The following is a 19383-nucleotide window of genomic DNA, read 5'->3' as shown; positions in this document are numbered from 1 at the left end:
CCGCCGCCGGGTCGGTCACGACACGTGGACGGTCGGCCGCCGGTGCACGTCCGGCTCCGCCTCGCGCAGGACCTCGCGCGTCACCGGGGCGACGTCGCCGACCCCGGTGAACACGAAGCGCAGGGCGTTCTGGATCGGACTGCCCTCGTTCCACTCGAAGTAGATGCTCGGCACGACGCCGGCGATGTCCCGCACGGCGAGCAGCGTCGACGCGATGGTGTTCGGCACGTTGCCGGACCGGACGCGCAGGACACGGTGGCCCTGCACGACGTGTCCCTCGACGACCAGGTCCTCCTCGAAGTCGGACGAGTCGGCTGGCAGCACCTCGAGGAACATCGTCGGCACGCGCGCGGGGATGCCCGAGTCGCGGCGTTCCTCGCGCCCCTTCGACCGGTAGGCCTCGGCGGTCCCGGCGCCCGGCTCGTTGGCGATGATGCAGACGGAGCTGAACTGGTCGGCGTCGGCCTCGATGAACTGCCGGGCGGTCGCGTCCAGCTCGATCGACGACGCCCGGAGCTCGAACGACCGCCGCACACGGGACACCAACGACACGACGACGATGGCGATGATGAAGACCGCGGCGATGCGGACACCGTCCGGACGTTCGATGACGTTCGCGACCGTGGTGTAGACGAACACCACCGCGATGACCCCGAAGCCGATCGTCCGCTTCTTCTGCTGCCGCCGCCGAGCCGACAGCGTCACCGCGACGGCCGCGCTGGTGATGAGCACGAGGACACCCGTGGCGTATGCGCCGCCCTGCGCGTCGACGTTCGCCTCGAAGATGATCGTGATCGCGAAGGCGATGAGCGTGAAGATGATCACGAGCGGCCGGGTCGCACGCGCCCACTGCGGCGCCATGCCGTAGCGGGGCAGGAAGCGCGGCACGAGGTTGAGCAGGCCGGCCATCGCGCTCGCGCCCGCGAACCACAGGATCGCCACCGTCGACACGTCGTAGACCGACCCGAAGACGTTGCCGAGGTACTCGTGCGCCAGGAACGCCAGGGCGCGACCGTTCGCGCCGCCGCCCGGCTGGAACTCCTGCTGCGGGATGAGGAAGGTCGTGGCGATCGAGGACGTGATGAGGAACGTGCTCATGATGATCGCGGCGGTCGTCAGCAGGCGCTTCGTGCCGCGGATCCGTCCCTCGGGGCGGCCGTCCGGGTCGTCACCGGCCCCGCCGCGCACCTGCGGCATCACGGCCACGCCCGTCTCGAAGCCGGAGAGGCCGAGCGCCAGCTTCGGGAACACGACCAGCGCGATCCCGATCATCACGAGCGGGTTGCTGTGCTGCGCGGTGAGGTTCGACCACCAGTCGCTCGCGACGACGGGACGCTCGAACACGTGCCACAGCGCCACGACGACGACGACCGCGTTGAGCAGGAGGAACACCGCGACGAGCCCGACGGCGATGCCGATGGCCTCCTTGAACCCGCGGAGGAACACGACGCCGAGCAGGAGCAGCAGCACGAGCGTGATCGGCACCGGGATCTCGGTGAACCAGTGCGGCGTGAAGGGGTTCTCGGCGATGTGCGCGGTGGCGTCGGCGGCCGAGAGCGTCATCGTGATCATGAAGTCGGTCACGGCGAACCCGAGCAGCACGAGCACGAAGAGCTTGCCGGCCCACCACGGCAGCAGCTTCTCGAGCATCATGATCGAGCCGGCACCCTTGAAGCTGTCCGACGCGACCCGTCGGTACACGGGCAGGGCGCCGAACAGGGTCACGAGCACGAGCACGATCGTCGCGATGGGCGACAGCAGCCCGGCGGCGAGCGCCGCGATGGCGGGCTGGTAGCCGAGCGTCGAGAAGTAGTCGACCCCGGTCAGGCACATGACCCGCCACCACGAGTGGGTCTTCTCGACCTCGACCTGGTGGGGGCCCTGGTGCGAGGCACCCTGGTCGGCTCCGTGCAGCATCCAGCGGCGCAGCCGCACGCTGCGGTCGGAGGGTCGCCCGGTGGCGCCGCCCTGGGCGGCACGCTCGGCTTCGGTCGCGGTCACGAGAGTCGATGGTAAGCGGTCCCGACGACCCTCGGGCACCCCACGACCGGGTCTGTGGACGGCGCCTCAGCCCGCGCTGATCCTGGTGTACTTCCGCACCGACAGCGGCACGAACACCACGAGCAGCACCACGATCCCGATCAGCACCGTCACGACCGGGTGCTGCATCGTCCAGACGTCGGGGACGGGAGCCGTGCCGACGTTGCCGAACAGCTCCCGTGCGGCCTGCACGAGCGACGACACGGGGTTCCACTCGGCGAACACCCGCAGCACGAGCGGCATCGTCTCGCTCGGCACGAAGGCGTTCGAGATGAACGTCAGGGGGAACAGCACCATGAAGGACGCGTTGTTGATGACCTCCGGCGTCCGGACGCTCATCCCGAGCAGCGCCATCACCCAGCTGAACGCGTAGCTGAAGAGCAGGAGCAGCCCGACCCCGGCGAGGAACTCGTGCGGTGCGGACCCGACCCGCCACCCGACCGCCAGCCCGGTCAGCATCATGATCACCATCGAGATCGCGTTGAGCACCAGGTCCGAGTTCGTGCGCCCGACGAGCACCGCCGACGCCGACATCGGCAGGGTCCGGAAGCGGTCGATCAGGCCCTCCTTGAGGTCCTGCGCCATCGCCGACCCCGAGAAGGTCGCCCCGAACACGACGGTCTGCGCGAAGATCCCCGCCATCAGGAACTGCGTGTAGTCGGTCCCCCGCACCTGGATCGCCCCGCCGTAGACCTGGCTGAAGAGCAGCACGAACATGATCGGCTGCAGCACCGCGAAGACGAGCATGTCCGGGGACCGCTTGATCTTCGTCAGGTTCCGTCGCGTGACGGTCCAGCCGTCCTCGAACCAGATCGCGACGGGCGAGGTCACGACCACCGGCAGCTGCTGCCGCGACGCGCCGACGGCGGTCACCGGACACGCTCCGGGGTGCTGTCGCTCATGTCGCCCGCGGCTCCCACCGTGTCGCGTCGCCCCGGCCGGGAGGCACGTCCCGCCCCCGCCCCGCCGCCACCGTCCGACGCGTCCTCCTCGTCCGCCGTGGCGGCGTGTCCCGTCAGGCGCAGGAAGACGTCGTCCAGCGTCGGGCGTCGCATGCCGGCGTCGTGCAGCCGGATGCCCGCCTCGCCCAGGTCGGAGAGGACCCGCTGGAGCGCCTGCGGTCCGGCCTCGACCGCGACGCCGGAGGTGCGCCCGTCGGCCGACGTCTCCACGTCCCCGACGCCGTGACGGCGCAGGGCGGTGACCACGGCCTCCCGGTCGTCCTCGTCCACCAGGGTGACCACCACACGGTGTCCACCGACCTGCGCCTTGAGCTGGTCGGCGGTGCCCTCGGCGATCACCCGTCCGTCGTCGATCACGGCGATGTCGTCGGCGAGCTGGTCGGCCTCCTCGAGGTACTGCGTCGTGAGCAGCACGGTGGCGCCGTCGCCGACCAGGCCCTCGATGATCGCCCAGAGGGCCAGGCGACTCCGGGGGTCCAGTCCGGTGGTCGGCTCGTCGAGGAACAGCACGCGCGGGTTCGTGACGAGCGCACCGGCGAGGTCGATGCGCCGACGCATGCCGCCGGAGAAGCCCTTCACGGGTCGGTCTCCGGCCTCGGACAGGTCGAACACCTCGATGAGTTCGCTCGCCCGCTGCCGCGCTGCCCGTCGACCGAGGTGGTACAGCCGGCCGATCATCTCGAGGTTCTCGGCCCCGGTGAGGTTCTCGTCGACCGCGGCGTACTGCCCCGAGACACCGATGGACCGCCGGGTGGCCTGCGGATCGGCGACCACGTCGATGCCGTCGATCGTCGCCCGGCCGGAATCCGGGGTGACGAGCGTCGTGAGGACCTTCACGGTGGTGGTCTTGCCCGCGCCGTTCGGTCCGAGCAGCGCCGTGACGGTGCCCTCAGGGACGGACAGGTCGAGCCCGGCCAGCGCGTGCACCGGACCCGAGCGCGATCGGTAGGTCTTGGTCAGCCCGGAGGCTTCGATGATGGCCATGTCGCTCCCTCGTCGGCCACGTCGGTGTGGTGTGGGGTCGGAGGGAGCGACGACGTCACTCAGACGTCGAAGTCACCACCGAAGTCGCCGAAGCCGCCGCCGCCGAAGTCTCCGCCGCCGTCGTCCCAGCCCGCGTTCTCGTACCCGCCGCCGTCGAACGCGCCCGCATCGGACGCCCCGCCGTCACCGGAGTCGGCACCAGTGTCCTCCGAACCGCCGTCGCCCGCAGCATCGGTACCGCCGTCGAACGATCCGGCGTCGGGCAGGAAGGCGCTCATGATCGCCGAGCCGATGACGTACCCGGCGACCGTGCCGAGGATCGAGGCGCCGATCATCCGGCCGAACGACGGACCACCGCGCTGGCCCATCGCTCCCGCGCCGCCGTTCATGCCGCCGAGCGAGCGCTCCATGAAGCCGGGCTGCCGGATCTCCGAGCGGGTCGCCGCCTGGGCGAGGGACCGCGGGTCGTCCCCGCGGGGGGCCTCGCCGTCCGGGGCGCTGCGGGTGAACTCGTCGTAGACCATCCGACGCTGCTCGGGCGTCAGGGTCGCGAAGGCCTCGGCGTGGACCTCCTCGATGCGCTCCGGTGGCGCCGTGCGGAGCAGGTAGCGGTAGCGCTCGACGGCGCGCTCGTCGTCGGTGGACGCTGCACCCTGCGGTCCGCCCGGCTGCTGTCCGCCGTACTGCTGGCCGCCGTACTGCTGTCCGCTGGGCTGAGCGGGACCGCCCCACTGCGGGGTCCCGTACTGCTGGCCGCCGTACTGCTGGCCCTGCTGGGTCCCGTACTGCTGTCCCTGCTGGACGGGCGGCACCTGGTACGACTGCTGTCCGTACCGGTAGCCCTGCTGCTGCTGCGGCTGCTGCTGCGGCTGGCCCCACCCGCCCTGCTGGTCGCGGTCGCGCTCGGGACGGCCGAGCAGTCGGTCGAGGAATCCCATGTCGTTGCTCCTTCGGTGCGGTCCGCCCCGGTCGGGAGGGTCCGTCGGTGCCACCCTAGGGAGCGCCGGCGACCGCTGACTGTGCGACCGCACAGAACTGGCCGAGAGCGGTGTCAGCGCGCGCCGAGCGCCGTCGACCCGGCCGTGGATCGCGCGTCGGCGGCACCCGGGCGGGCGACGAGGACGGGGCTCCCGCCACGGCCACGAGCGCCGGCGACTGCTCAGGCGCGCCCGCGACCCCGCCGCCCGGTGCGGAGGACGAGCCCGGCGAGCAGCCGCCACCCCAGCAGGAAGACCGCGAGCGAGATCGTCGCGACGATGACGAACGACAGGGGCAGCGGGTCCCCCGCGACGTCGCCCTGCCCGGTCAGCACGCGGAGCAGCATCCCGATCGCGACCGTCGCCACCCACACCACCACACCGGTCGGCCACACCCTGAGCGGACGCCGCCAACCGCGCACGACCAGGTACCCGACGAGCCAGCCGGCCAGGAACGGGTACGCCGTCGTCCACAGTCCGGTGAGCGACGAGGCCTCGGCGTGGGAGGACCGCCCGATGAGCGCGAAGGCGACGATGAGGACGATGTCGACGACGGCTGCGAGCCAGCCCCAGGTGCGAGTCACCCGACCATTCTCGCGCGGTCGGAACGCTGCTCGTGACCCCAGCCCGATCGGCGCACCCGCCCCGTCGTGACCCTGCGCCGTCGTTGCCCTGCCCGTCGTGACCCAGTCCGTCGTGACGCTGCCCGTCGTGACCCAGTCCTGCCGGGGCCCGCGCTCAGAACAGCCCGGGGCGACCGTTCTCCTCCGGCAGGTCGAACCCGCGGAACATGTCGGACACGAGCGCCGCGATCTGCGGTTCGACCAGGCGTTCGACGGCCTCGGCGATCCGCGGACGGTGCTCGACGAGGGCCAGGCACACGGCCGTCCCCGTGGCGCGCGCACACTCGTCGGACAGGGCGATCTCGTGCCGCAGTGCGGCCTTCGCCTCGTCGGACAGCGGTTCGCGCGGCGTCTGTTCCCCCGCCCCCGTGCCGGTCATCTCGTCGAGGGTGAACAGGAACGGCTCCCCGGGCGACGGCTCCGGGTCCACGTCGAGTCCCTGGAACTCCGGCGACAGGCCCTCGGTCGGCTGGTAGCCCGCGTGCCGCTTCCGCGCGGCGGCCCGTTCGAGCTCACGGTGCAGCAGCGGGAGGTTCTTCGCGGTGTACTCGTCGACGGCGTCCTCGACGATGGTCGAGATCCGACCGATCAACGCGTGCTGGACGGCGTGCGGCACGTCCGGGCCGAAGCCCGCTGCCGAGGCGATCGGAGAACCGGTGCACTTCCGGCAGATCCGCGTCCGCGGGCGGGCGGTCCCGATCTGCCAGCGCGGCAGCCAGCGCAACCACACGTCGACCGCGCTCCGCACGCGACCGTCGATGCCGTCCATCCCTCAACAGTAGGCCGCGCGGCGCGGTTGCCCCCGGAGCGCGCCCGAGCGGGCGGAAACGCGCCGCGCTCGCCGAGCGGCCCGCACGTTCCGCCCCCTCGTCGGCCCGGCGCGGTGCGGCGAGCGGCCAGGTGTGCCGCGAGCGGGCGGAAACGCCTGCCGGACCGGTCGCGCAGGTGCGAGTTCCGCCCGCTCGGGTGAGCGTCCGGCACCACCCGGCGAGCGGGCGGAACGGCCGAGCAGCCCTGCGCGGACCTGCGCGTTCCGCCCTCTCGCGCTCGGTACCGGACGCGCGAGCGGACACGTCGCGCGAGCGGGCGGGACCGGCGACCGGACCGGGCGCGGGAGTACGCGTTCCGCCCGCTCGCGATGGCCGCCGGACGCGGGGGCCGGCGAGCGGGAAGGAACCGGCGACCTGGCCGGGCGCGGGAGTACGCGATCCGCCCGCTCGCGATGGTCGCCGGACGCGGGGGCCGGCGAGTGGACGGAACCGGCGACCGGACCCGGCGCGGGAGTACGCGATCCGCCCGCTCGCGATGGTCGCCGGACGCGGGGGCCGGCGAGCGGGAAGGAACCGGCGACCGGACCGGGCGCGGGAGTACGCGATCCGCCCGCTCGCGATGGCCGCCGGACGCGGGCGCCGGCGAGCGGGAAGGAACGGCAGCAGGGGTGGTCCGCCCCCGCCGGTTCCGCCCGCTCGGCGAACGGGACGGACGGGAGGCGCGGGTCGGCCCCGCCTCGGTCGATCCGGCCCCGGGTGGTGCCGTGCTCAGGCCCGCGGCTCGGTCACGAAGTCGATGAGCTCCTCGACGCGCCCGAGCAGCTGTGGCTCCAGGTCGTTGAAGGTCCGGACCTGCCCGAGGATCCGCTGCCATGCACGGGCGACGTCGGCCTGCTCCGCCGCGGGCCACCCGAGGTGCTGCAGGATGCCCTTCTTCCACTCGATCGAGCGCGGGATCGTCGGCCACGCCTCGAGCCCGAGGCGCGCCGGCTTCACCGACTGCCAGACGTCGACGAACGGGTGCCCGACGACGAGGACGTGCGCGCCCCACTTCCCGCGCATCACCGCGTCGGCGAACCGGGACTCCTTCGACCCCGGGACGAGGTGGTCGACGAGCACCCCGACGCGACGCTCGCGGGTGGGCCGGAACTCGTCGAGCACGTCGGCCAGGTTGTCGACGCCCTCCAGGTACTCGACGACGACACCCTCGACACGCAGGTCGGCGCCCCAGACCTTCTCCACGAGCTCGGCGTCGTGCCTGCCCTCGACCATGATCCGCGAGGGCAGCGCCACTCGTGCCCGCTGCTGCTCGACGGCGAACGAACCCGACGCGGTCCGGAGGCGACCACCGTCGGTCGTGTGCCGCACGGCGGGCGCGGCCCCGGGCCTCCCGTCCGCACCGGCGGCGCGAGCCGGGGGTGCAGCCGCGGCGGAACGACCGACCGGCGCCTGCGGACGACCGAGGGTGACGAGTTCGCCCTCGAGCAGGAACTGCCCGGTGAAGGGGAAGGCGCGGGTGCGACCCTTCCAGTCCTCCAGGGCGACGTTGCCCGCCTCGAGCCCGACGACGGCGCCCGCCCAGCCGGAGTCGGGGTCCTCGAGCACCATGTCGCGTTCGAGCGGCACCTGCCGCACCTTCTTGACGCCCTTCGAGCGCCAGTCGCCCGAGAGCACGTCACTGCCGTACCGGTCGTCGTCCACCCGGGAAGCGTAGTGTCGACGGGTCCCGCAACGGCGCCGGCACCCTGGCGCGTCACGGTACGCGCCGCGTCCACCCCCGATCGGAAGGCCACACCGTGCGCGCAACCGTCATCCACGCCCCTCGCGACATCCGCGTCGAGGAGCGCGACACCCCCGTCCTCATCGAGCCCACCGACGCCGTCGTCAAGGTGACCGCGTCCTGCGTCTGCGGATCGGACCTCTGGCCGTACCGCGGCGTCCGCGGGACCGAGCAGGCCCACACCATCGGGCACGAGTTCGTGGGCGTCGTCGAGTCCGTCGGCGCCGACGTCACGGGCCTGTCCGCCGGCGACTTCGTCATCGCGCCGTTCACGACGAACGACGGCACCTGCCAGGCGTGCACGCACGGCATGACGAGCGGCTGCGAGCACAGCTCGATCTTCGGCGGCACGACCGACGCCTACGGCCACCCGATCGGCGGCGCCCAGTCGGAGTACGTCCGGGTGCCCGACGCCGCGGCGACGCTCGTGAAGGTCCCGGGCCCGGTGGACGACGACCTCGTGCCGTCGCTCCTCACGCTCTCCGACGTCTTCTCGACGGGACACCACGCCGCCGTGTCGGCCGAGGTCGGCCCGGGGAAGACCGTCGTGGTCGTCGGCGACGGCGCGGTCGGCCTGTCCGCGGTGCTCGCCGCCGCGCGCCTGGGCGCCGAGCGCATCATCGCGATGAGCCGGCACGCGGACCGCCAGGCACTGGCGCGGGAGTTCGGGGCGACCGACGTCGTCGAGACCCGCGGCGAGGAGGGCATCGCCGCCGTGCGCGAACTGCTCGGCGGGGAGCTCGCCGACTGCGCCCTCGAGGCCGTCGGTACCGCGGAGAGCATGGACCAGGCGCTGCGGGTCGTCCGCCCCGGCGGCAACGTCGGCTACGTCGGGGTCCCCGCGGGTGCACCCGAGCTGCCGATGCCCTTCCTGTTCGCGAAGAACATCACCGTGGGTGGCGGGATGGCCCCCGCCCGCGCGTACATCGAGGAGCTGCTGCCCGACGTGCTCTCGCGGACGATCGAGCCGGGCCGGGTGTTCGACCTCGAGCTGCCCCTCGACCAGGCCGCCGAGGCGTACGCGGCGATGGACGAGCGGCGCGCGATCAAGGTGCTGCTGCGTCCGTAGCACCGGCCGCGTCGCAGGTCCGGTCCCGCCGCTCGGTGCTCAGTCGCCGGGCGGCGGGACCGTGATCTGCTGGACGTCCGGCGCGAACTCCCGGAGGCACGCCGATGCCACCTCCGTGAACTCCGGCTCGTCCTCACGGTCGAACCGGCCGCTGCCGTGCTGTCCGGGGAAGTCCGGGTAGCCGCGCTCGCGGATGCAGGCGTCCGCGGCCTCGTACTGGCGATCCCACTCCCGCAGCTGCGCCTCGTCCGCACGCGGGATCCCCACTGCCGTCGAGCAGGCTCCCGCTGCCTCCGAGAACGCCGCTTCGTCGGCTCCCGAGGGTACCTTCGACAGACCGGACTCGGCCTGACGGTCGGTGACGTCCTCGACGTCGTAGCCCTTCCCGCGCATGCAGGCGGACCACCGTTCACCGGCCCCGGCGGTCGCGCGGTCGTCCGGCGGCGGGGCAGTGCCCGCACACGCGGTCAGTGCGGCCGACGCCGCGATGATCGAGGTCAGCAGGACGGCGTCGCGCGCAGCGCGGCGGAACAGCGAGGGAGTCACGGGTCGAGCGTCCCGCAGCGGCTGTTTCGCGAGCGTTACGCGTCGCGGACCGCGAGCACCCGGTGCGGCGCCGCCCGCTCGGCGGTCCACCCCGCGGGGAGCGCCTCCTGCAGCTCCGGCACGGTGAACGACCGGCGGATGGAGCGGAGCCCGTCCACCCGGACGAACGTCCCGGCGGACACGAGCGGGGATGCCAGCGCGTACGCGCGGTAGGCCTGCCGCGACCGACGGATGTCCGAGTGGAGGCTCCGACCGGTGGCCAGCTGCTCGGAGTCCGACAGGAAGGCCGCTCGGGCGTCGTCGTCCAGGTGGTGCAGCACGTGGTTCGACACGACGACGTCGAACCGCTCCCCCGCGGCGACGAGGTCCGTGCTCGACGCCTGCCGGAAGGTCACCCCGCGCGCTGTCGACCGTCGGGCTGCAGCGATGGCGCGATCGTCCGGGTCGACCCCGACGACCTCGAGCGAGAGCCCGTCACTGCCCGCCCACCGCACGAGCGAGCGTGCCAGGTCGCCGCCACCGCAGCCGAGGTCGAGCACCCGCGCACGACCGCTCGGTGGCAGCGCGGGGACGACGTGCGTCCGCCAGACCGCCCGCCACCCGCTGACCAGCGCGTTCACCACGGCGAACCGCCGGAACGTCCGGTCGAGCACCCGCGGGTCGCACCCGGGGTCGTCCATCAGCTCCTGCAGGACCGTGTCCCGCTGTCGGAGGTCGACCGCTCGGGCGCCGGGCTCACGTCCGCCGTCCGTACCGCGCACGGTCCGTGGCCGGTCCGTCACGCCTCGACCGCCGTGAGCCTCGCGCTCTCCACCGTCAGCCCGGGACCGAACGCGACGGCCGCGACCGGCGATCCGGGCGCGAGGCCCTGCTCGACGGCGTCGCGGAGCACGAACAGCACCGTCGCGCTCGACATGTTGCCGTGGTCGCGGAGCACGGCGCGGCTCGACGCGACCGCGCCGTCGGGCAGCTCGAGGGCGTCCTGCGCCCGGTCCAGGATCGCCCGTCCACCGGGGTGCACCGCCCACACCGGGACGTCGGCGAAGGTCTCGCCCTCGCCGAGCAGCGCGGTGACGGCAGCCGGCACGTGCACACCGACGAGCTTCGGGACGGCGGTGGAGAGCACCATCTCGAAGCCCTCGTCACCGATGTTCCACGCCATCTCGGACGCACCCTCGGGCACCGTCGCCGTCGCGAACCGCTCGATGCGCAGGCCCGGCCCGCCCGCCGTGACGACCGCCGCCGCCGCGCCGTCGCCGAAGACGCTGTTCGCGACGATCTGGTCCGGGTCGTCCGACGCGCGGACGTGCAGGGTGCAGAGTTCCGCGCAGACGACGAGCACGACCGCGTCGGGGTCCGCCTCGGCGAAGGCCGCGGCGATCCGCAGCGCCGGGAAGGCGGCGCAGCACCCCATGAAGCCGATGTGGTGTCGGAACACCCCGGCGGGCAGTCCGAGCTGGTCGACGACGTCGATGTCCGGTCCGGGCTGCGTGAACCCCGTGCACGAGACGGTCACCAGGTGGGTGACGTGGTCCGGTGCCACCCCGGCGCGCTCGACGGCGTCACGGGCGGCCGCGACGAAGAGCGCCGGAGCGAGGTCCCGGTAGCGGTCGTTGCGTGTGCCGGTGGACGGTGAGACGAGCGTTCCGGAGTCCTGTCGGAAGAGGCCGCCGGGCCGCGAGGCGTCGAGCTCCTCGATCACCGTGTGCCGGTGCTCCACGGCGGATGCGTCGAACGCCGCGGGCACGATCCGTGCGCCGAGGCGGCCGAGGCCGGGCTGCCCGGCGAACAGGTCGCGCACCGAACCCTGGTCGAGGGTGGTGTCGGGGACGGCGGTCCCGATGGCGCGGATCGTTGCGGTCACGACCCATCCTGTCACCGGGTCGCTGACACGTCCCCAGGTTGGTCCGGTCCGGGCGGTGCCGACGACGGACGCTACGACTGCTGCGCGCGCTCCAGGACCAGCTCGCGGACGCGGGCCGCGTCGGCCTGACCCTGCATCGCCTTCATGACCGCGCCGATGATCGCGCCGGCGGCCTGGACCTTGCCGTCCTGGATCTTGGCGAGGACGTCCGGCTGGGCGGCGAGCGCCTGGTCGACCGCTGCGGTGAGGGCCGAGTCGTCGGAGACGACCTTGAGCCCACGGGCCTCGACGACCTGCGCCGGCGACCCCTCGCCCGCGATGACCCCCTCGAGCACCTGGCGCGCCAGACGGTCGGTCAGGTCACCGGACTCGACGAGCGCGATCGTCTCGGCGACGTGCTGCGGCGACACGAGGTCACCCGCTGCGGCGTCCTGCGCGTTCGCGACGCGGCTGATCTCGCCCGTCCACCACTTGCGCGCGGCCTGCGGGGAGGCACCGGCGGCGACCGTCGCCTCGACCTCGTCGAGCAGCCCGCCGTTGACGACGTCCTGGAACTCGAGGTCGCTGAAGCCCCAGTCCCCCTTGAGACGGCGGCGACGTGCGACGGGCGCCTCGGGCAGGGCTGCCCGGAGTTCCTCGATGACCGCGGGGTCCGGCACGACCGGCAGCAGGTCGGGCTCCGGGAAGTAGCGGTAGTCGTCGGCGTCCGACTTCGGGCGGCCGGCCGAGGTGCGCCCGGTGTCCTCGTGCCAGTGCCGCGTCTCCTGCGTGATCGTGCCACCCGCGGCGAGGATCGCGGCCTGGCGCTGGATCTCGTAGCGGATGGCGCGCTCGACGGCGCGGAACGAGTTGACGTTCTTCGTCTCGGTGCGGGTACCCAGCTTCTCCTGGCCCCAGGGGCGCAGGGAGATGTTCGCGTCGCAGCGCAGGTTGCCGCGCTCCATGCGGGCCTCGGAGACGCCGAGCGCGCGGACCAGGTCACGGATGACCTGGACGTACGCGGCGCCGAGCTCGGGAGCACGGTCCTTCGCGCCGAAGATCGGCTTGGTGACGATCTCGACGAGCGGGACGCCGGCGCGGTTGTAGTCGACGAGCGAGTACTCGGCGCCCTGGATGCGACCGGTGGCACCACCGACGTGCGTCAGCTTGCCCGCGTCCTCCTCCATGTGGGCGCGCTCGATCGGCACCTGGAAGATGGTGCCGTCGGCGAGCTCGACCTCGACCTCGCCCTCGAACGCGATCGGCTCGTCGTACTGCGAGATCTGGTAGTTCTTCGGGTTGTCCGGGTAGTAGTAGTTCTTCCGGGCGAACCGCGAGGACTCCGCGATCGAGCAGCCGAGCGCGAGCCCGAGCTGGATCGAGTAGCGCACGGCCTGCTCGTTGACGACCGGCAGCGACCCGGGCAGCCCGAGGTCGACCGGGGTCACGTTCGTGTTGGGCTCGCCACCGAAGAAGTTCGGGGCGTCCGAGAACATCTTGGTCTTCGTCGCGAGTTCGACGTGGACCTCGAAGCCGAGCACCGGCTCGAAGCGCTCGAGCGCCTCGTCGAAGTCCATCAGCGCGTCCTTCTGCGCCATCAGATCACACCTTCCTGCGCAGCGGACTGCTGAGACTGGTCGAGGTCCGGGATGCTGTCGATGAGCGGGCGACCCCACTGCTGCTCGAGCAGGCGCTCGAGCGCGGCGCCGTACCGGTAGAGGCGGGCGTCCTCGCGCTGCGGCGCCATGAGCTGCACACCGGTCGGCAGCGAGTCCTCGGGCGCGAGGCCGTTCGGGATGCTCATGCCGGGCACGCCGGCGAGGTTCGCCGGGATCGTCGTGAGGTCGTTGAGGTACATCGACAGCGGGTCGTCGAGGCGCTCCCCCAGCGGGAAGGCGGTCGTCGGCGCCGACGGGCTGATGAGCAGGTCGACCTGGTCGAACGCCGCCGCGAAGTCGCGCTGCACCAGGGTGCGGACCTTCTGCGCGGACCCGTAGTAGGCGTCGTAGTAGCCGGCGCTGAGCGCGTAGGTGCCGAGGATGATGCGGCGCTTGACCTCGGGGCCGAAGCCGGCCTCACGCGTCGCGGCCATGACGTCCTCGACGGTCGCACCGTTCTCGGGCGTGACGCGCAGGCCGAAGCGCACCGAGTCGAACTTGGCGAGGTTCGACGACGCCTCGGCCGGCAGGATCAGGTAGTAGGCGCTGATCGCGTACGCGAACGACGGCGCGTCGATCTCGACGACCTCGGCGCCCGCCTGCTCGAGGATCGCGACCGTCTCCTGGAACCGCTGCGTGACGCCGGCCTGGAAGCCCGCGCCCCCCGCGAGCTCCTTGACGACGCCGACCTTGAGCCCGCGGAGCGTGTCGGCCTGCAGGCCCTCGCGCGCAGCGGCGGCCATCGACGGCCAGGCGTCAGGGATCGACGTCGAGTCCTTCGGGTCGTGCCCGCCGATGACGTCGTGCAGCAGCGCGGCGTCGAGGACCGTGCGGGACACCGGACCGATCTGGTCGAGCGACGACGCGAGTGCGATCGCGCCGTACCGGCTGACCCCGCCGTAGGTCGGCTTCACACCGACCGTGCCCGTGACGGCACCCGGCTGGCGGATCGAGCCACCGGTGTCGGAGCCGAGGGCGAAGGGGGCCTCGTGCGCGGCGACCGCTGCCGCCGATCCCCCGCCGGAGCCGCCGGGGATCCGGTCGAGGTCCCACGGGTTGTGCGTCGGACCGTACGCCGAGAACTCGGTCGTCGAGCCCATCGCGAACTCGTCCATGTTGGTCTTGCCGAGCGGCACGAGGCCGGCGGCGCGGAGCTTCGCGACCGGGGTGGCGTCGTAGGGCGGCCGCCAGCCCTCGAGGATCTTCGACCCCGAGGTGGTCGGCATGTCCTGCGTGCACAGGACGTCCTTGATCGCGATCGGCACACCGGCGAGCGCGCCGAGGTCGTCGCCCGCGGCGCGACGCGAGTCGATCGACCGCGCTGCCGCCAGGGCGTTCTCGTTGACGTGCAGGAACGCGTGCACGTCGCCGTCGACCGCTGCGATCCGGTCGAGGTGGGCCTGCGTGGCCTCGACGCTCGAGACGTCGCGCGCCACGAGGGCGTCGGCGAGGGCGGCCGCGCTGAGGCGGGTCAGGTCGTCGGTCACTGCTCTTCTCCCAGGATTGCCGTCACGCGGAACCGTTCGCCGTCGGAGTCGGGCGCGCCGGAGAGCGCCTGCTCCTGGGTCAGCGTCTGCCCCACCACGTCGGGTCGGGTGACGTTGCCGAGCGGCACCGGGTGGCTCGTCGCCGGGACGTCGTCGGTCGCGACCTCGGCGACCTTGGCGACGCTCTCGACGATGTGCGACAGCTCCCCGGTCAGCTTCTCGATCTCGTCGGGCGTGAGTGCGATACGTGCGAGGTTCGCCAGGTGGGCGACCTGCTCGCTCGTGATGTCAGGCATGGTGCTCCGTCGATCGGTTCGTGGAATGCGCACCAGTCTATTGGCCGCGTCCGGCGGCGGCACCACGGTCACCGCGGCTGTGGAGAACCGGCACGCCAGGCCCGGTGCCGGTCCGGCGGACCGGCACCGGGCCTCCAGACCGTCGCGTGCTCGCCGTCGCCGCCTACCCGTGCGACGGTGGCTGCTGGGTCGCCTCGCCCGTTCCGGTACCCTGCGCGCCGCCGCCGGGGCCCGTCCCGGTCGACGTCGCGCCGGCACCCGCGCCCGGCTGCGAGCCGGCACCCGCCGCCCCGCCCGGTGCGGGCGCGCCCGTCGTCGTGCCGCCGGTCGTGTCCGCGGTGGACGATCCCGGCGCGGCGGGCGCCTGGGCGCTCGTCCCCGGCGTCGCCTGGTCCCCGCCCGTCGCCGCGTCCGAGGCCGAACCGTCGACGGACCGCGGCGTCGAGCCGATCATCGCCGGGTCGGGCTCGGGCAGCGTTCCCCCGCCGTAGCGCTGGTCGAGCCACGACATCATCGAGCGGCCGACGCCGAACTTCGCGCTGTACCCGGTCGTGCCCTGCGGGAAGGACGTGTTCGCGAGACCGACGAGCCCCCTGACGTTGCCGATCCACGTCGCGTTGGTGTACTTCGTGCTCGACGTGACGAGCCAGTTCTGCGTGTCGGCGTCGGTCGTGCCGGTCTTGGCGAACTTCGGGGTGCTGTCACCGGGGTTCGCCGAGGCCGCGGTGCCGCTGCCGGTCAGGACGCCCTGCAGTGCGTGGTCGACCGTCCCGGCGACCTCGGCGGAGACGCCCCGGGTGCAGCTGGACGGCGTGGGCGTGACCGTCGTGCCGTCGGCCTCGCGCACCGAGTCGATGACGGTCGGCGTGCACACGACGCCGCCGTTCGCGAAGCCCGCGTACGCCTCGGCCAGGTCGATCGGCGAGAGCGGGTTCGTGCCGAGCACGGACGCCGGGTTCGACGCCGGGGCCGAGCCGTCCGCCTGGTGGATGCCCATGGCCTGCGCGAGGTCCTTGATCTTGCAGAGGTCGAGCTGCTTCGCCATCGCGCCGAACGCAGTGTTGATCGACTCCGAGGTCGCCGCCTGGACGCTCATGCTCGCCGGGACGGCCTCGGCGTTCGAGACGGGCCAGGGGGACCCGCCGAGTGCCTCGCACGAGTTCGTGAACTCGGACTGCTGGAACAGGTGCTCGCCCGTCGGCACCGACTCCGACAGCGTGTGCCCGGACGCCAGCCACTCGGCCAGCGTGAAGACCTTGTAGGTCGAGCCGGTCTGGAACCCACCGGAGTTGCCGTAGGCCGTGTCCGCGTTGTAGTCGATGGCCGTCGCACCGGGGCCGGCGTTGTCGCGCTGCGTGTACGTCGTGTTCTGCACCATCGACAGCACACGTCCGGTGCCGGGCTGGACGGTGACGTTCGTGCCGCCGAGGTCGACACCGGTCATCGTCGCGGGCACGTAGGACGAGAGCGCGGACTGGGCCTGGGCCTGCAGGTCGAGGTCGAGCGACGTGTGGATCTCGAGGCCCTTCGTGTCGAGGGTCTCGATGCGCTCCGCGGCGGTCTTGCCGAACGCCGGGTCCTGCAGCACCTGGTCGCGGACGTAGTCGCAGAAGTACCCCGCGTCGTACGCACTCGCCGCGGCCGAGCAGCCGTTCGCGGTGTCGGTGATCCGCGGCGTGACCGGGGTGGCCTCCGCCTGGTCGAGCTGCGCCTTCGAGATGTCGTGGTGCACGTACATCCGCTGCAGGACGTAGTCGCGCCGCGTCTTCGTCGCCGCGTAGCCGTTCGCCGCGCCGTTGTCCTCGTCGTCCGGCTCGTCGATGCGCAGGTTCGCCGGGTTGTTGAGGATGGCGACGAGCGTCGCGGACTGCGGGAGCGACAGGTCCTTCGCGTGCACGCCGAAGTAGTACTCGGCACCCGCCTCGGCGCCGTAGACGCGGCCTCCGAGCCCGACGAGGTTCAGGTAGCCGGTGAGGATCTGGTCCTTCGTGTACTTCTTGTCGACCGCGATGGCGTAGCGCATCTCCTGCAGCTTGCGTTGCGGTGTCACCCCGGCGGCGTCCTGGTAGCACGCCGCGACCTTGGCCTGGGTGGCGGCCGCGGTCGCGCCGGTGAGCTGCTCGCACTGCTGCACGAGGACGTTCTTCACGTACTGCTGCGTGATGCTCGAACCGCCCTGTACGTCGCCCCCGACGACGGTCGCCGCGACACCGCGGACGGTCCCGAGCACATCGATGCCGCCCTCGTCCTCGAAGCGGGGGTCCTCGGTGTCGATCGCCGCGCGCTTGAGCGACTCCGCCATGGCGTCCGAGGCGACGTCGGTCCGGTTCTCGGCGTAGAACGACGCGATCTTGACCTGCTGGCCGTCCTTCGTGGCGTAGACCGACGACACCTGCTGCGGGGTCTGGATGTCGAGGTAGCTCGGCAGGTCCTCGAAGAACGACACCGCTCCGGACGTCGCCTCGCCCGCCACCGCGACGGCCGGGGTCACCGCGACCGCCACCAGCAGTCCTGCGAGGCCGGACATGGCGAGGAAGGTCGTGAGGGCACCGGACCACCGCATCGCACGCATGGCGGCACGGTACGGGCCCGGACTGGGGTGCTTCTGCCGTGCGGAGGCCGGGGGCTGCGGCGGCGCACAGGATCACCCACAGGGAGGGTCGTGCATCGCCCACGGGGCGGGTCCGCTCAGTCGCGGGGCTGCAGGTCCTGGGGTCGCAGGAGGTACATGTCGGGCACCGGTTGCGCGGTCCCGCCGCCACCCTGGCCGCGCCGGGCCTGGTGCCGGACGAGGTCACCGCGACCGACCCCGATGAGGGCGACGTCGTGCAGCGACGCCGTCCCCGGCTTGAGGTAGTCGTTGTGACCCACCGGTCGGCGGAACACGCCCGCGTCCGGTTCGACGGTGTCCGTGGAGAGGTCGAGGAGCGTCGACCCGAACCCCGCCGAACCCGGGTCGGTCCCGAAGTACCCGGAGCCCGCGATCGGGTCGCTGTGCGCGTCGCCGACGTACACCTGGCCAGGACCCACCGCGAGCTCGGAGGCGGTCTGCACCGCACTGCCCGGCGAGCCGAGCACGGTGAGCGAGTCCGCCTGCATGCGGCCGGACGACAGCGCCATCAGCGCCGTCGTCGACCCGTAGGAGTGCGCGACGACGTTCAACCGGGGCCGGTCGTCGCCGCGGACGGCGTCGAGACCGTCGACCACCCGTTCGAGCCGCTCGGCACCGGTGCGGGCGAGTCCGAGCGACAGGATGTTGGACATGTCGGGCGTCCGGTAGCCCATCCACGCGAGCACGGCGGTGCCGCTCGACGCGTGGTCCGCGACGCCTCGGGCGGTCTGCGTCGTGGCGAGCGCCGACACGGTGGTCTGCTCGTCGTACAGGTCGCTCGCGGTGTCGGTGAAGTCGTGCATCTGCCCGGTCACGGTGAAGAACATCCCCGGGACGACCACCGTCACGTCCCGGGCGGTCGCGAGGTCCCCCACCGCGATCGCCGCGCGGCCCGAGCCCCGGGTGTCGAGGACGATCAGGCGCCGGGGGGCCTGGCCCGACTCGCGGTGCAGAGAGTCCCGGACCTGCGCGAGCAGCGCGGTGCGGGCGGCGGCACGGTCGGACCCGGCGCCGGAGTCCTGGGCATCGGAGTCCTGGTCGTCGGAGTCCTGGTCGTCGGTGCCGACCCCGTCGGCGAGGGTGGTCCGGTTGGCGCGGTCACGGACGTCGTACGGCACCCCGTCCAGGTTGCCGACGACCGCGGGGGCGAGGGCGACCAGGCGCTCCTGTGCGGCGGTGCCGAGCGCGTCCCACCACCGTGCGACGGCGGCCGCGGTGGGTGGCCGGTCCTGGGCGGTCGCGAGCACCCGATCGTCCTCGTCGGCGCGTGCCAGGTCGCCGGGACCGACCGCGACGAGTGCGTCGAGGAACGCCGTGCCGCGCGCCTGCGCCAACCGCTCGAGGTCGACGTGACCGCCGGCAGCGGTCGTCGGGGCGTCGGGCGGAGCGTCGCGTGCCACGGGGTCCCGGACCCCGGACACCTCCGCGACGGGCGCCTCGGCCGCTGCCGGGACGCCCACGCCGGACGCTCCCGGGACGGGCACGGCAGGGGCCTCGACCACTCCCAGCGAGTGCATCGAGGCGGTGAGTAGCAGGGCCGCGGCGATGAGCAGCAATCAGGTCTCCCCGGGAAGGCCGTGTCGTCGACCCCCTCAGCCGACGATTGATGCCCTCTCGAGTGTAAGGAGAATGCGCTCACGAGGGGGTGCGCGGTGCAACTTGCCCCTCGAACTGGGTGCGGATCGTCGACGGTCCCCCGCGGACGACGGCGCGTCGCTCACGGCGAGCCGCGCTCCG

16 protein-coding genes are annotated in these 19383 nt (G+C 72.7%); 1 reads left to right on the top strand and 15 read right to left on the bottom strand.

Annotated features, from left to right (window positions below; all coding sequences use genetic code 11):
• Nucleotides 1–15 precede the first annotated feature (15 nt).
• The 7 genes from M3666_RS05960 to M3666_RS05930 all read right to left on the bottom strand — a co-directional run bounded on the left by M3666_RS05960 (nucleotide 16) and on the right by M3666_RS05930 (nucleotide 8057).
• A complete protein-coding gene (locus tag M3666_RS05960) occupies nucleotides 16–2001 on the bottom strand; it encodes an amino acid transporter (RefSeq protein WP_209683555.1) in 1986 nt (661 codons plus the stop codon).
• Nucleotides 2002–2067: 66 nt separating this feature from the next.
• Nucleotides 2068–2913, bottom strand: coding sequence for an ABC transporter permease (locus M3666_RS05955; RefSeq protein WP_066652975.1), 846 nt, complete (start codon nucleotides 2911–2913; stop codon nucleotides 2068–2070).
• The gene (locus M3666_RS05950; RefSeq protein WP_251154740.1) at nucleotides 2910–3986 is read right to left on the bottom strand and encodes an ATP-binding cassette domain-containing protein; all 1077 of its coding nucleotides are present in this window, start codon (nucleotides 3984–3986) and stop codon (nucleotides 2910–2912) included. Before M3666_RS05950 ends, M3666_RS05955 begins: the two co-directional genes overlap by 4 nt.
• A gap of 59 nt (nucleotides 3987–4045) precedes the next feature.
• Nucleotides 4046–4924, bottom strand: a complete 879-nt coding sequence (locus M3666_RS05945) for a hypothetical protein (RefSeq protein ID WP_251154739.1) — start codon at nucleotides 4922–4924, stop codon at nucleotides 4046–4048.
• Nucleotides 4925–5145: 221 nt separating this feature from the next.
• Nucleotides 5146–5547, bottom strand: a complete 402-nt coding sequence (locus M3666_RS05940; protein WP_066652973.1) for a DUF3054 domain-containing protein — start codon at nucleotides 5545–5547, stop codon at nucleotides 5146–5148.
• A gap of 154 nt (nucleotides 5548–5701) precedes the next feature.
• Nucleotides 5702–6355 carry a spermidine/putrescine ABC transporter substrate-binding protein gene (locus tag M3666_RS05935; RefSeq protein ID WP_066652971.1) on the bottom strand — a complete coding sequence of 218 codons (654 nt, stop codon included), beginning with the start codon at nucleotides 6353–6355 and terminating at the stop codon, nucleotides 5702–5704.
• A 769-nt stretch (nucleotides 6356–7124) separates the two neighbouring features.
• Nucleotides 7125–8057 (bottom strand): DUF3097 domain-containing protein, encoded by a 933-nt coding sequence (locus tag M3666_RS05930; protein WP_251154738.1) that lies wholly within the window; start codon nucleotides 8055–8057, stop codon nucleotides 7125–7127.
• 95 nt (nucleotides 8058–8152) lie between these two features.
• Between M3666_RS05930 and M3666_RS05925 the strand changes: the two genes are divergently transcribed.
• Entirely contained in the window at nucleotides 8153–9205 is a 1053-nt protein-coding gene (locus M3666_RS05925) for a zinc-dependent alcohol dehydrogenase family protein (RefSeq protein WP_066652958.1), read from the top strand.
• Nucleotides 9206–9244: 39 nt separating this feature from the next.
• Here M3666_RS05925 and M3666_RS05920 read toward each other — a convergent pair whose 3' ends face one another.
• The 8 genes from M3666_RS05920 to M3666_RS05885 form a co-directional block, all read right to left on the bottom strand.
• Nucleotides 9245–9751, bottom strand: coding sequence for a hypothetical protein (locus M3666_RS05920; protein WP_066652955.1), 507 nt, complete (start codon nucleotides 9749–9751; stop codon nucleotides 9245–9247).
• 35 nt (nucleotides 9752–9786) lie between these two features.
• Nucleotides 9787–10533, bottom strand: a complete 747-nt coding sequence (locus M3666_RS05915; RefSeq protein ID WP_308201964.1) for a methyltransferase domain-containing protein — start codon at nucleotides 10531–10533, stop codon at nucleotides 9787–9789.
• Entirely contained in the window at nucleotides 10530–11615 is a 1086-nt protein-coding gene (locus M3666_RS05910; RefSeq protein ID WP_251154737.1) for a type III polyketide synthase, read from the bottom strand. The genes M3666_RS05915 and M3666_RS05910 overlap by 4 nt, the downstream gene beginning before the upstream one ends.
• Before the next feature lie 71 nt (nucleotides 11616–11686).
• Nucleotides 11687–13192, bottom strand: coding sequence for an Asp-tRNA(Asn)/Glu-tRNA(Gln) amidotransferase subunit GatB (gatB, locus tag M3666_RS05905; protein WP_251154736.1), 1506 nt, complete (start codon nucleotides 13190–13192; stop codon nucleotides 11687–11689).
• Nucleotides 13192–14739 (bottom strand): Asp-tRNA(Asn)/Glu-tRNA(Gln) amidotransferase subunit GatA, encoded by a 1548-nt coding sequence (gene gatA / locus M3666_RS05900; RefSeq protein ID WP_251154735.1) that lies wholly within the window; start codon nucleotides 14737–14739, stop codon nucleotides 13192–13194. Before gatA ends, gatB begins: the two co-directional genes overlap by 1 nt.
• Nucleotides 14736–15035: an Asp-tRNA(Asn)/Glu-tRNA(Gln) amidotransferase subunit GatC gene (gene gatC / locus M3666_RS05895; protein ID WP_058728900.1), complete on the bottom strand. Its 300-nt coding sequence runs from the start codon at nucleotides 15033–15035 to the stop codon at nucleotides 14736–14738. Before gatC ends, gatA begins: the two co-directional genes overlap by 4 nt.
• Nucleotides 15036–15198: 163 nt before the next feature.
• Nucleotides 15199–17607, bottom strand: coding sequence for a transglycosylase domain-containing protein (locus M3666_RS05890; protein ID WP_251154734.1), 2409 nt, complete (start codon nucleotides 17605–17607; stop codon nucleotides 15199–15201).
• Between the two features lie 116 nt (nucleotides 17608–17723).
• Nucleotides 17724–19163, bottom strand: coding sequence for an alpha/beta hydrolase (locus M3666_RS05885; protein WP_209683567.1), 1440 nt, complete (start codon nucleotides 19161–19163; stop codon nucleotides 17724–17726).
• Nucleotides 19164–19383 lie beyond the last annotated feature (220 nt).

It is taken from the genome of Curtobacterium sp. ODYSSEY 48 V2 (assembly GCF_023712625.1).
Classification (GTDB): Bacteria; Actinomycetota; Actinomycetes; order Actinomycetales; family Microbacteriaceae; genus Curtobacterium.
This window is presented reverse-complemented; position numbering and strand designations above follow the sequence as displayed.

Bases quoted from the DNA above. Each gene is read 5' to 3' on its own strand.
- M3666_RS05950 (WP_251154740.1), bottom strand. From the start codon at position 3,986: ATGGCCATCATCGAAGCCTCCGGGCTGACCAAGACCTACCGATCGCGC.
- M3666_RS05945 (WP_251154739.1), bottom strand. From the start codon at position 4,924: ATGGGATTCCTCGACCGACTGCTCGGCCGTCCCGAGCGCGACCGCGAC.
- M3666_RS05935 (WP_066652971.1), bottom strand. From the start codon at position 6,355: ATGGACGGCATCGACGGTCGCGTGCGGAGCGCGGTCGACGTGTGGTTG.
- gatB (WP_251154736.1), bottom strand. From the start codon at position 13,192: ATGGCGCAGAAGGACGCGCTGATGGACTTCGACGAGGCGCTCGAGCGC.
- gatC (WP_058728900.1), bottom strand. From the start codon at position 15,035: ATGCCTGACATCACGAGCGAGCAGGTCGCCCACCTGGCGAACCTCGCA.
- M3666_RS05890 (WP_251154734.1), bottom strand. From the start codon at position 17,607: ATGCGTGCGATGCGGTGGTCCGGTGCCCTCACGACCTTCCTCGCCATG.
- M3666_RS05885 (WP_209683567.1), bottom strand. From the start codon at position 19,163: ATGCACTCGCTGGGAGTGGTCGAGGCCCCTGCCGTGCCCGTCCCGGGA.